Origin of the sequence: Paenibacillus sp. 481 (assembly GCF_021223605.1) — a bacterium.
Lineage (GTDB): Bacteria > Bacillota > Bacilli > Paenibacillales > Paenibacillaceae > Paenibacillus_B.
In genome coordinates this window covers 3,483,781-3,497,935 of record NZ_CP075175.1, presented here as the reverse complement: position 1 = coordinate 3,497,935, position 14,155 = coordinate 3,483,781, and the positions used below count along the sequence as shown (strand labels likewise).

Sequence of the window (14,155 nt, the reverse complement as noted above, 5' to 3'; positions counted from 1 at the left end):
TATATCATTTATTCTTGCATTCTTTTTTCAACACGTATTCCGTTCCGTTTGCCCATCCTTGTTCCATTTCTGTGTTCCATCTTCCGTGTATGTGTTCTGTGTTCTGTGCTCTATCTTTTGTGCTCTGTGTTTCTTATTTTGAAATTCAGATTCCGTGTACTTTATTCCACCGCCATCTACTCATTCGTGCACACAAGCACTTGCGGTCGCCCGTACTCTGGGTGTTGTACAATAGAGGTTCGTGTTGCAAAAATGTCGGCCAGCAGTTGCTCTGTAATGACTTCCTCTGGCTTCCCTTCTGCTACGATCTGCCCCTCATTCATCACCACTAACCGATCGCAATACAAAGAAGCTAAGTTTAAATCGTGCAGAACAGATACTACAGTCAAACTGGCAGTACGCTGCCATTCCCGCACAATGTCCAAAAATTGTACCTGATGATGAATATCTAAATACGTCGTCGGCTCGTCCAACAGCACAATATCGGGTGACTGGGCCATCAGTTTGCCCAAGGCCACGCGCTGCCGCTGCCCCCCACTAAGTTGATCAAGCGGTCGCTCCTCGATTGCCGTCAGCTGTAGCTGCTCCATAATGAGATCGATAAATGGACCGCTATCCTCACTCTCTGTACCGAACCACTTCTGGTAAGGAAACCTGCCCATTTCAACCACATCACGCACCGTATAACCGACAGCTGGAAGCGCTTCCTGTTGAAGCACTGCCATGCTGCGTGCAAGCTCCTTCCGCTTATAGGACGGAATAGGCTTGCCGAATAAGCTGACGCTACCAGCAGCGGGCACTTCCGCGCCAGAGAGCAACGCTAGCAGCGTTGATTTTCCGCTACCGTTCGGCCCAATAATGCCGACCCATTCCCCTTTAGCAATGGCTAATGAAACATGATGCAGAACGATCCGCTGACCGTAGCGTCCAACAAGCCGCTCTGCACGAAGCACCTGTTCTCCCGCTTTTTGTGTATACTGCTCACTCTGCTTACTCTGCTCGCTCCACTCACTCATCACTACGTCAGCCTCCGTTTCTCACGTTTATGCTTCACTAGCAAAAATACAAAGAACGGTGCGCCTATAAACGCAGTCACTACCCCCAGCGGAATTTCGATTGGCGCGAGTACCCAGCGGGCAAGCGTATCCGCCCACATCACATAAATGGCACCGCCCACAGCGGATAACGGCATCAGAATCCGATAGTCTGAACCAACAATAAACCGCAGCATATGCGGTACAACAAGCCCAACAAAGCCAATAACACCAGCCACAGACACAGCTGCTGCCGTAACGAGTGTCGCTGCCAACAGGACGATCCACTTCGTCCGCTCCACATGCATACCTGCATGCATCGCTTGCCGCTCACCTAGCGCCAGCAAATTAAGTTGTCGCGCATACGACAACAATACGACAAGCGCCACGATCAAATAAGGCGCAAGCATGGCCACGTAGGTCCACCCTCGTAAGGACAGGCTCCCCATTAACCAGAACAACACTTCATTCACAGGTTCCTTGGTCATCGCCACAAAAAGGAAACGACCGCGCCAAGAAACGCATTGATGACGACTCCAGATAAAATAAGCATCGTAACAGGCAGCTTGCCTTCATCATAAGCAAGGAGCATGACGACATATAGCGTGATGCTGCCCGTCAAAAAGGCAACCGCAGGCACCGTCCATTCGCCAAATAAAGCATACTGGTATCCAAAATAAATAATAAATGCCGCTCCTACAGACGCGCCGGAAGATACACCAAGTGTAAAAGGATCAGCTAACGGGTTGCGCAGCACACCTTGAAACGCGGTTCCTGCAATACCTAGCGCTGCTCCCACTAGCATGGCCAACACAACGCGTGGCAATCGAATATCGACCATAATTTGCGCCGAAATGTCATCCCAAGTGACGGGAATCAACGCTTGCACCCCTGGAATTTGGTGCAACAAAATCCGTGCTGTTTCAGCAAACGGCATCTGAACCGTTCCAATCGCTAAACATCCAATAACGGACAAAAGGAGAAGCGTGACCGCTGCTCCTCCGTAAAATGTTATTTTTTTCATACGTTTCTCCTATATTGAGTCTTCTTCAACTGGACAATCATAGATCACTTCACCAGCTCAAACTCACCATAAGCTCAGTTATAGGCCCTATTTTACGAGCTCAGGATAAATGGCCTTCGCTATCGCGTGCAGCGCTTCAGCTGCGCGTGGTCCTGGACGGCTAATCATATCATCGGCCAAGCCAATCACCTGATTGTTTTTCATCGCATTGATGCCGCTCCAACCGCTGCGACCTTGTATAATATCTTTTAATTTTTGCTTCGTCTTAAAGTCCTCTACACCTTCACCATACAAGATGACATCTGGATTCGATTTCACGATTTTTTCCTCGCTCATTTCAATCCAGCCCTCTTCGCTCGCCGCCACATTCATGCCGCCTGCCAGCTCAATCATATCATGCATATACTCCCCTTTACCGACTGTCCATCCTGGGGAGAACTCAATAAACACTTTCTTCTTCTCTTTCACTCCAGTAACGGCTGCTTGAATGTCGGCACGTGTCTTGCTCATCTTGTCCACGACCGCTTTCGCCTGCTGCTGGTGATCGGTGATGAGGCCGTACGTTTCGATATTTTTCATAATGCCGTCATATGTTTTCGCTTCCAGCTTGATCATGTTCAAACCAAGGTCGCGATATTTTTGAATCGTTGCATCCCCTAATGCCCCTGCAAAAATGATGTCCGCCTTCGCAGCAACAATCGCCTCCACATTAGGCTCCAACCCGCCCATTTTAGGCTTAGCTGCCGCTTCAGCTGGATAATCGTCATGATCGGATACGCCTACGATTTTGTCACCAAGACCAATCGCGAACAACGCTTCTGTATCAGATGGAGCGACCGAAATGATGCGTTCAGGCGCTTTTTCAAATGTAAATTCTTTGCCCGTTGAATCTTTAATCTTTAACGGATATGTAGTCTTTAGTTGTTGATCCTTAGCTTGCTCCTGATTGCCAGCGGTCGTTCCAGCACCAGTACCTTGGCCCTGCTGTTCTGCTGCTTTATTGTCAACCGTTTTAGGCTGCCCGCAAGCTGCTAAACTGACCGCCATAAGAAGTACCAAAGCAGTCGTTCCTATTTTGCTCCAGCTCATGTTCATGATGTCATTTCTCTCCTTTAATCGTAAATCGTAATAAAACCCCGATCTTGCGGATCAGGGTTTTGTATGCGTTTTCTTGCAATCGCTTTAACTGTAGCTAATTATACACGATTATAAATGGCAATCCAACATCAGCACGGTCATTGTACTTCTTCGTACACAAATTGTACGCGGTCGTTCAGCTGTGCCATCGTGCTCTTAATAGAAGCTATCGTATCGTCTGTAATCGTAATCCGGGCAAGTGTTTTGAAGGATTCAATGTTGGAAAAAAGTATTGTCGAACCAGGACCAGCAAACTCAGAAGCTGCAACATTGTGTGGTAATTCGCCTAATCCGCTTATTCCTTTGACTCGAATAGATTTCTTTATAGGAGACGGTATAAGCAATACGCCCGACGGTTTAATCGTGGCTAACATCGTCTCGCTGTAATTTCGATCGATCGGATGCAGACAATCCAAATCGTAGCTTGCTTTCACGAGATCAAAGCCAAACACATTGTCAATTAACTTCGTCATACCCGCACCAACGTAACGGCCGGCCATTTCAAGGAAAATAAAGTTGTCCAAATCTTGCTCAAACAGCTCCAAATGGAACACTAACGACTCAATCTGAAATGCAGCCAAACATTGTTCAGCATACTGCTTCGCTCTGTCATAGAGCTGTTTATCGTTATGAATGACACTACCGATATTCGTTCGATGATGTACAAAATTGTAGCAGCTGCCCACATAGGAAGAAACGGAGAGAAAATGAATGTCGCCCTTACACATGACCCCGTCAATGTGCATCGTTGGTAGATTGATGTATTGCTCCAATGAGATGTTGTTCGTCTGTTGAAGTAGCTGTTCAATATGCAGCTGTACTTTATCTTTATTGCTCGTGACGAGGACACCCTGACTGCCCCCTTGATTTGCAGGTTTAATGACAATCGTATCGAATTGGTTTAAAAAATCATCAATTTGCTGTGGATAATGGTGTTGTTCAACGTGGGCAAACTTAGGGATAGGCAGGCCGTATTCACTTATTTTTTGCTTCATTTTATTTTTATCTCGAAGTGCGTAAGCTTCATTAGCTTGTAGTCCTTGAATTTGAAAATGAGTGCGAATGATCGCCGCAGGTAGCACTGTATGCTCATGTGTGGCGACTACGCAATCAAGCGGCCCGAACTGCTCTACGATTTGCGCGGCGTAGGCCAGAACCTCATCCATTCTATGTTCAAAACATGATGCATCAAAAACATCCGGTGTCGCCAATTTATAGGCAACGTTCACCGCATACTTGATGGCAGCGGCCATCGACCGATACTCGTACTCTGACGTAATGATAGAATACTCATTTTCGAAAAAATCCATATAAGCACTTACACTATGCACATCGCCCAAAATAAGAATATGTCGTTTACGCATTGCACTCGCTCCATTCGTAGTCGATTATTGTATGGCTATCAGCAATCAATCAGGAAAGAAAAATAGATCGATCCCTAAGCAGAATAGCAGGATGTGCATCAACTATCATTGAAAATGACGGCAAGACACGCCTCTTTACGTAACCTCTCATCTGCTACTTGTCCAATACAGACTGTGAATCCGCCATCGCGCCTATTTTTTGAAGCTTACGAACATCTTGGCGGACTCACAATCCGCTAAGGAGCTAAAAAATGCGCTCGACATATGCAAACCATTTATGGGAAATCCCTGTTTATGGAATACTACAAGGTATAGGCTAGTTTAGGCTATGTAAGTGAAACGCTGCGCAGGAAGCGCCATGCTTTATTTCTGCCCATTTGTGCGACGATTAGAATACCGCCGCCAGTGGGTGCAGGTACGTCCCAATACGATGTATGTGGAAAAGCGATCGTATACAACTCGCGGACAACTCCACCATGTGTGACGATCAGTACATCCGCTGTTGGCTTGAACTGCGTCGCGCGGCTGTTGCGAGAATTCTTATGCAAACAACTGCGGACAGAAGGCCGGCGACTACGATTCGAGTTGGAGCGTGCTGTGTGCTGCGTTGTGCGCCTTACTGCGCGCCCCTCTGGATGCGCCGCCTCTAGCACCGCTGCCCATACAGCAGCGGTACGTGCGCTGAAGGCGCTCCATGACTCGCCGTCCGGCGGTGCGACGGCGGTGCGGTCGTCCAGCCACGCGCGGTAGCGTGGCTCCGCTTGCAAGTCATTGTACGTCCGGCCTTCCCATTGGCCGAAGTCCAATTCGCGCAAGCGGACATCCACGGTAGCCCGCGAAGCGCTATAAGGACATACGTACGCCAGCGTATCGCGGCAGCGCTGCAGGTCGCTCGTATAAGCGAGCGGTCGCCCGCTTGCCAAGGCGCCGCGCAGGGGGCGCAACTCAGCCTGCGAATCTGGCAGCAGCGGGGCATTTGTGCGGCTCACATAACGCCGCTCTATATTCATTTGCGTCGTACCGTGCCGCATGAGTACGATGCGGACGATCTTTGGCATTTTACTGATGCGATTTACTCGCAACGAACGACGCTCACCTAGGCAACACCACCCCATACCTGTCCCACGTTTACGGATACGGTGTCGCACATTATTTTTCCACTTCACCCTACTACTTCCTCTACCCATAACAACAATCCCTCTCCATTCAGCTATGTCGACTTACAACACAAAAAACATAAGCACCCTCAAAGTAACAACATTCATCCTACTAGATTAGATACCCCTTTTACGTCTAGCATTTAACACTATCCGAACATTGAATTCACCCTACTAATAGTATCCATACTTTTTGTTCATTTCGTCAAATGTAACGCTATCAAATCGCACTCTAAAAAGCCGATAACCCTATGCATCGCTGCAATCGGCGTTACCGGCTTTATCCCTTACTCTATTTTAATAAGATGTTCATCCGAAACCGTAACAAGCGCACTCCGCGATTCAATACGCTCCAAAATTTCTTTGATCAACTCACGATTACGCCCCACGTAACCGCCAAACAACATTTCATCATGCTTGCCAAATCCAGCGTATTCGCAATACTGAGCCGTTGTGAAGGAAGCCCACTCTGCCTTATGAACATCCATCTCCTGCTCGTTACAGTCCTGCACTTGATGACGTACCATATGAATGTTCGCATTCACCTGACCACTATGCTGCAATGAGCTCCAATAAGATAAGTAGCTGCTGGTAGACCTCATTACGCTGCGCCGCACCCGCTCATGGGTAAGATAATCCTTGTACAGTTCATGTTCGAAAAAATATTGGAACATCTCCTCCAACTTCGCCGCGCGTTCCGCGTCGGTTAGCGCCAAAGCATCTGACTTCGCAGCGGCATCCATTATAATGATATCCGATACCTCATGCCCTAGCTCTTCCAGCTTCTGCGCAACTTCAAAAGCAAGATTACCACCTGCCGAATACCCAAGCAGTACATATGGCCCGTCAGGTTGAATGTTTAGGATGTGAGCGAGATATTGCTCAAGCCGAAGATCATTTGCAAGAAACTCGAAGCCGTACAAAGTATGTGCGTGCAAACCTTGTGCTAGCTCGTAAAAAATAAAGCCATTTCCGATAACAGGTGGGAAACAAAAAACAGCTCTTTCCGCCTGCTGATTCAATTTGAAAACAGACTGTACTTCACCAGAATGACCACCAGCGTGATCCAAATACGTCGCCAAAGACTTAATCGTGCTATGTTCAAATAGGGCCGTCGTCGGCAGCTCTATCTTGAATTGATCACTTATTTTTGCAGCAAGTGCCAAGGCCTTGAGTGAATTTCCGCCAATAACGAAAAAGTTATCATCGGTACGGATCGACTCAACTCCTAAAATGTCCTGCCACAGTTCAAGCAAATACAGTTCACTTTCGGTAACAGGCATAGCATAGCATGCTTGTCCTAGCTCCCTTAGCCATTCCCCGCTAGGTTGCGGGAGCTTACCTAGGTTCACCTTTCCATTCAGTGTAAGCGGAAGGACAGACACCGGAATTAAAAACGTAGGAATCATGTAGCTAGGCAACTGCTGACTAAGATACGCCTTAATTTGTGCCATGTCGTTCATGTTATCCATGTCGCCTATATCGTTCATATCACCCATGCTGTCCACGTCACCCTTGCCACCCTCGCCGTCGTTGTCTTCCTTGTCTTTCTTGTCTTTCTCGCCTACCCTATCTAGCCCGTCTTTCCTGCTTACAACATAAGCACATATATGCTTATCTCCTTGTTGATCAGTCCATTCCGTCACAAACGCATCCCTTATAACCGGATGGCTACGCAATACCGTTTCGATCTCACCCAGCTCAATTCGATGCCCACGAATTTTGACTTGATCATCTATTCTGCCGATATACTCAATAGTCCCATTTGGCAGCCAGCGAGCCATATCTCCTGTGCGATAAATGGTTTTCCCTTTTTGAAAAGGGTGTGCCGTAAATTTTTCGCGCGTCAGTTCAGGTCGATGCAAATATCCTTGCGCCACCCCCTCCCCACCGATACATAGCTCACCTGCAACGCCTAGCGGCTGTAGCTGATTGTGACTACCCAATATATAAACCGTCGTATTGCTTAACGGCCTGCCGATCGGAATCGTGGACCATTGCTTCCAGTCATCTATCGGAAAATAGGTCGTAAACACCGTGCTTTCCGTAGGACCGTACACATGGATTAGCTTGCCGGCTCCTAGTGCTTGATACGCTTTTTCGACATGATGGACGGATACACGCTCACCGCCAAACAAAATTTTGCGCAGCCCGCGCAGGCTACTCAGTCGCAAATCGACGATTAGATTAAACAAAGCTGTCGTAATAAAAAGCACCGTTACGTGCTGTCGTTCGATAATGGAGACTAATTTAGAAATATCAAGCACATCTTGCTTAGATGCGATAACTAAAGTAGCACCATTTAGCAGCGCTCCAAAGATGTCAAAGGTAGAACCATCAAACGCAAACGAGGAAAGCCCCAGCACGACATCCTTCTCGGTTACTTGAATATAATTCGTATTCATCACAACACGCGAAATGTTACGATGGGTCGTTAACGTCCCTTTCGGCTTGCCGGTCGTGCCTGAGGTGTAAATGATATACGCCAGCTCATCACTTTCTATCAGTTTACTTTTATCACGGCTATCCCCTGACAGAGTAGCGTTAGGCCTCGCCTTTTCCTGCCAATCCATACCATCCACGTACAGAGCCGCTCCATTATATCCCGATTGTGCTGCTTTATCGTGCAAATGCTGTTCGGTTAAGAGCAAGTCAGCTTGACAATCGTGTAAAATGTAGCCCATCCTTTCCGCCGGATATTCAGGATCAATAGGTACATAAGCTCCGCCCGTCTTCAATATCGCCAAAATACTGACCACAACGAGATGCGAGCGCTCCAGCAATAGTCCTACCGTATTTCGTGAATGAATACCTTTACTGCGTAGCGCGTGGGCAAGTTTATTTGCTTGATTATTTAGCTCGGAATATGTGAGCTGTACATGTTCAAAGATGATTGCTGTTTGATTTGGTGTTCGCACAACTTGCTGTTCGAACAAAGCATGCAGGCTTTGTTCGCGTGGATACGAAGACCATGTTTTATTCCAATCGACGAGTAGCTGCCTTTGCTCGGACAGTGAACATACAGCGATGTCTTGGATTAGTTTGTGCGGAGCGGCCGTGATACCCTGTACAATTTGAGAAAAATGACGAACAAAGCGCTCCATCGACTCTTTGGCAAACAATGACGTGCTATATTCGAAGTTGCATTCCAACCGCTCCTCTGTAGCCACGATTGTCAGCACGAGATCAAACTTGACGCTCCTTGCTTGTACAGGATAGTTACTCCACGTTATATCCCCCATGTTCATATTGGCATCGCCAAAGCTTTGCAGCGTAAACATCGTGTCGAACAGCGGGTTGCGGCTCATATCACGTGTCAGCTCAAGCTTTTCGACGAGCAGCTCAAAAGGATAATCTTGATGCGCAAATGCTTGCAGTGTCTGCTGCTTAACTTCGTTCAGCAGGTCAATGAACGATTTGCTGCCTTCGGGGCGACTGCGCAGGGCGAGCGTGTTCACGAACATGCCGACCACATCGGCGAGGTCTGCTTGCGAGCGCCCCGCTATCGGTGAACCGACGACGATATCCGTCTGGTTCGTGTATTTGTGCAGCAGCACGTTGTAGGCGGCCAGGAGCAGCATATAGAGCGTGCTGCCTGTGTCGCGAGCTAGCTGCTGCAAGCCCTGCGTCTGTTCACGGGTTAGCGTGAACAGGAGTGAATCCCCTTCCGACCTGCGTATCGCCGGGCGCGGGTAGTCGGTTGGTAGCTCCAAGGTTGGTATGTCACCTTCTTCTTGGAAGACATGGAGCCAGTATGCTTCCTGCCGCTGCATCGACTCGCTTTGCAACCATTGCTGCTGCCATGCAGCATACTCTTTGTACTGGATGCGCAGCTCGGGCAGTGCTTTGCGCTTGGCCATACTGGTCGCGTTGGTCGCGTTGGTCACGTTGGTCACGTTGGTCGTGTTGGTCGTGTTGGTCGCATCACCCTTGTGCGCTTCATCATTGTGCGCATCACCCTTGTGTGCTTCATCATTGTTCACTACACTTATTTCCGCTCTGCACGTATCTATTTGCTCGCCTGCTTGCGCTATTTCGCAAGCGCTGGGGTTCGCCGCGTCGAGACGAACATCATCAGGCTGGGATGAGTCGAACCGAGCTGCATCGGGGCCAGCTTCGTCAGGCCAGAATGCGTCGAGTTGATCGAACGTATACAACTGAACAAGCTCTTGCCAAATAATGCTGAATGAGAGCCCGTCTGCTGCGATATGGTGTATATCCAACAGGAGCAGATGCTCATTTGTAGCAAGCTTGAGCACTTCTACCCGCATCAGCGGTGCCTGTTCAAGCGAGAACGGGCGAATAAAAGATTCTATATGAGCTTGAATATGATCTTCAATTTGTCTGTCCGTTTGTCTGTCTGTTTGTATAGCATGGTTTGGTTGCGAATGATGTCGTTCTTGACCTTCAAATTGCCCGATCTCGGTATACATGATGTCTAGCAACACTTCATCATGAATGACCTGCACAGGCTCCTCATTAACGATCGTATACGAGGTTCGGAATGACTCGTGACGATCCACAAGCTTCTGAAGCGCCCGCTGCAATCGATGCGTATCCAACTGCCCTTCCAACCGATACACACCAGGCACATTGTAGCTGGTCGTTGATACATCCAACTGCTGCAAGACGAATATCCGTTTCTGCGCAGACGATACCGAATAGTACGGCTGCTTTGCGAGAGACTCGATTTCCGTGAGCTTTCTCTCCGCAGACCTCTGCCTTGATGAATCAGCTGGATCAGATGAATCAGGCGTATCAAATGGTTCCAACACTTCGGCGTGCTCCTTTGTTTGCATAAGCACCAGTTGCTCCGCCAACTCCCGTATCGTCGGCCGCTCAAATAGGAGCCGAAGCGGCACTTCGACGCCAAGCACCTTTTCGCACTGCGCAATAAGCAGCATCGCTTTTAAGGAGTGGCCTCCTCGTTCAAAAAAGTTGTCCCACACCCCGACACGCTCGATTCCAAGCACCTGCTGCCATAGCTCGGCGAGTGCGACTTCTAGCTCGGTAGCTGGTACGGCGTACATGGAAATACCCATGATCGCTCCGGCTTGCTCTAGATCCGGCTCCGCCAAGGCACGCCGATCTACCTTGCCGTTCGCGGTGAGTGGCAGCTGTTCAAGATTCACAAAGAACGCTGGTACCATATACGACGGAAGCTTACTCCGCGCAAAAGCTCGCAGCACTGCCAACACTTCACCTTGAGACGAATCGTTAGGACGCGTTACCACATAGGCACATAAATACGCATCTCCGCTTCTACCTGCACCTACTTCGGATTCGCCCTCGCTAGGAAGCAACCCTCCCTGACCTTCCGCAGGGGCTTCCGTATGACTCTCCGCACACCCCTCCGTGCTACCTTCCATACGCCCATCCGCACGATCTTCCGTGCGTCCTTTCATACGACCTTCCACAGGGCCTTCTGCGCGACCCTCTGTACGTCCTTCCTCGCATCCCTCTGCACAACCTTCCTCGCGATCCTCCGCATGACCTAACGAAGGATCGGGCAGCTGACCCGCTCGGTTCCATACGAGCACCACCGCATCCTGCACATCGGGATGCTGCTTCAGCACCGCTTCGATTTCCCCTAGCTCGATCCGCTGACCGCGCAGCTTCACTTGATTATCAAGGCGGCCCACATATTCCAGCGTGCCGTCCGGCAGCCAGCGCACCAAATCTCCGGTGCGGTACAACTTCTCACCCACCTCAAACGGGTGCGCCATAAACCGCTCGGCCGTCAGCTCCGGCCGCTGCCAATACCCCAGTGCAAGTCCCTCTCCGCCCACGCACAGCTCGCCCGCCACACCAATCGGCTGCAATTGTCCATACGGACTTAACACGTAGGCAGTCGTATTGCGAATAGGCCGACCAATCGGAATCACACTTGCATCCTCTGCGATCCTATCTACCCGCTGACACGTTGCAATTACCGTATTCTCCGTTGGGCCGTACGCATTCACTAATTTTCCGGTGCCCAGCTGTTCCAGCGCCCGTCTCACATGCTCTAACGAAGCCTTTTCCCCGCCAAAAAAGAGCTTCCTCACCCCGCACAACGCCTCGATTCGAGCATCCACCAATACGTTAAACAACGCTGTCGTGGCCAAAAATACCGTTACACCCTGCTCCTCCATCACACGAGTCAGCCCAGACACGTCCAGCATCGTCGGCTTCGAGGCGATCACTAGTGTTGCCCCATTCAGCAGGGCGCTGTACACATCAAATGTCGAGCCGTCAAACGCAAACGACGACAACGATAGCATGACGTCCTGCGGCGTGACGTCAATCACGTCGCCTTCCTTCGCCAACTTGACGATGCCGCGATGCGTAATCAGCACCCCTTTTGGCTCTCCCGTCGTACCCGAGGTGTACATCACGTACGCCAGCTGCTCCCCGCTCTTCCCCGCTTCGACGGGATTGAATAGACTTGCAGAATGGACTGAACTTGCAACGTTAGCCGTACTAACGTCTACGGCGGTGCTACCCACACTCGCGTCACTGACCGTATTAGCCGTACCAGCTTCAGCGTCTGAACCAGCAATATCCTCACCCACATCACCTAGCCCAGCCGCCTCAACCATAAACAATTCTCCCGCAAACCCGGTCTGCTCCGCCTTTTCCGCTAAATGCCGCTGCGTAACGAGCAGACTTGTCCCGCTATCTTGCAACATATACCGAATCCGCTCCACTGGATACTCCGGATCAATCGGCACATAAGCCGCACCCAACTTCAAGATCGCGAGCATGCTAACTACGATTTCCACAGAACGCTCAGCCATCAGCCCCACTAAGGCTCCCGACTCCACGCCACGACGCGCAAGCACCCGCGCCAGTTGGCTCACCCGCTTGTCCAGCTCCCCGTAGCTCAACGTTTCCTGCTCGTACACGAGCGCGGTACGCTCCGGCCGTGCAGCTACCTGCTGCTCGAACAGCTCCGTCACCGTGACCTCGCGTGGATACTCACTCCGCGTCTGATTCCACTCTACAAGGAGCTTGGCCCGTTCTTGCTCGGTTACGATTTCAAGTTCGTGAACAGCGATGACCGGATTACTCACCACCTTGCTTATCACTTCCTGAAGATGTTCTACAATTTGTTGAATCGTGTGCGCTTCATACTGGTGAGCATCATAGATCATTTTGATGCCCAGTTTTTCGCCGGGTAGCACCGCTACCGTCAACGAATAGTTCGTTTGCTCGACTGTATCCAGCTTATCTACGACAAATCCTAGCTCATACGAGCTCAACAGCGAGCTCGCTTCATCACTAAGCGGATAATTTTCAAATACAACGATATGATCAAACAGCGCTTGCTTTAATGACGAATGTGCCTGAATATCGTAAAGCGGATAATAGCTGTGCGCCTCGGAATCTAGAGCGGACTGTTTGCACGACAACAGCAGCTGATCAAATGTAAGCTCATCACTCGTTATGCGTACTGGAATCGTATTAATGAAGAGACCGACCATTTTTTCAATACCCGCAATACTAGGAGGGCGCCCTGAAACAACGCTCCCAAATACGACATCTCGGCAATGATTGTAACGCTGCAACAATATCGCCCACACCGCATGAAACACCGTACTTAAGGTCACTTGCTGCTGAACTGCAAGCTCAACCAGCTGCGAGGTCAAATCTCGATCCAGCCAAAAAGCAGCCTCAGCGTGCAAAAATGCCTTTGCACTTTTTGCACTTTTTTCATTTCTTCCATCCGAATTCTGATAGTCACGCTGATCATGCTGTTCATGCTGTTCATGCGCCCCATGTTCTTGCCTACGCTTAGGAAACGATGCCGTTTGATGATACCCCTCCAAGTACGTCTGCCAATATTGCTGCGCAGCTTGCTTGTCCTGCTTTTCAAGCCACTGAATAAATTCCGCATAAGGAGTTGGCCGCTCCAACTGGATGCCTGTTCCCTTATGTAAAGCCGCATACATTTCGAACAGCTCGCGAAACACAATCCCGAGACACCAGCCATCCATTAAAATATGGTGGTAGCTCCACACGACCTGAAATTTTTCAGCATCGAGCCTAAAAATAGCAGCCCTCATTAACATTTGCTTCGCTAAATCAAAACTTCGCGCTTTATCTTGCGCTTTATATTGGGCGATACAAGCCGCTCGGCTAGTCTCGTCAAGGTGTGTGAGATCTTCAACGTGAAGGCGCAGCTTCCGAGTTTCCAATACAACCTGCTGCGGTCTTTTGGATTTGGCAGCCATAAAGTTAGTCCGAAAGATGTCATGCCGTGCAATCAACTGATCAAAAGCCTGTTGGAGCAGATCGACGTTCAACTCGCCTATGACGCGAAAAGACATGACCTCATAATAAGGCGACGATTCGTTGTGCAGGAGGGAATGAAACAACATTCCCTCCTGCATTGGAGACAAGTGGTAAACCTTTTGCACGATTGCTCTTCCCGCCATAACAGCACCTCGTCCATCC

General features: G+C 49.6%; 4 protein-coding genes and 2 pseudogenes. All 6 read right to left on the bottom strand.

Annotated elements, in window-relative coordinates; translation table 11 throughout:
- Positions 1–176 precede the first annotated feature (176 nt).
- On the bottom strand, positions 177–1,016 hold the full coding sequence (locus KIK04_RS15425; RefSeq protein ID WP_232278757.1) for an ABC transporter ATP-binding protein: 840 nt from the start codon (positions 1,014–1,016) through the stop codon (positions 177–179).
- Positions 1,017–1,018: 2 nt separating this feature from the next.
- Positions 1,019–2,058 (bottom strand): annotated as a pseudogene (locus KIK04_RS15420) (FecCD family ABC transporter permease).
- An 87-nt stretch (positions 2,059–2,145) separates the two neighbouring features.
- The gene (locus tag KIK04_RS15415; protein WP_232274519.1) at positions 2,146–3,153 is read right to left on the bottom strand and encodes an ABC transporter substrate-binding protein; all 1,008 of its coding nucleotides are present in this window, start codon (positions 3,151–3,153) and stop codon (positions 2,146–2,148) included.
- A 140-nt stretch (positions 3,154–3,293) separates the two neighbouring features.
- On the bottom strand, positions 3,294–4,559 hold the full coding sequence (locus KIK04_RS15410; RefSeq protein WP_232274518.1) for an ATP-grasp domain-containing protein: 1,266 nt from the start codon (positions 4,557–4,559) through the stop codon (positions 3,294–3,296).
- Between the two features lie 326 nt (positions 4,560–4,885).
- Positions 4,886–5,725, bottom strand: coding sequence for a histidine phosphatase family protein (locus KIK04_RS15405; protein WP_232274517.1), 840 nt, complete (start codon positions 5,723–5,725; stop codon positions 4,886–4,888).
- A 278-nt stretch (positions 5,726–6,003) separates the two neighbouring features.
- Positions 6,004–14,106, bottom strand: a pseudogene (locus tag KIK04_RS15400) (amino acid adenylation domain-containing protein); the annotation flags it as partial.
- Between the last annotated feature and the right edge of the window lie 49 nt (positions 14,107–14,155).

Coding starts and splice junctions, on each gene's coding strand:
- KIK04_RS15425 (WP_232278757.1), bottom strand. CDS start 1,016: ATGAGTGAGTGGAGCGAGCAGAGTAAGCAGAGTGAGCAGTATACACAA.
- KIK04_RS15415 (WP_232274519.1), bottom strand. CDS start 3,153: ATGAACATGAGCTGGAGCAAAATAGGAACGACTGCTTTGGTACTTCTT.
- KIK04_RS15410 (WP_232274518.1), bottom strand. CDS start 4,559: ATGCGTAAACGACATATTCTTATTTTGGGCGATGTGCATAGTGTAAGT.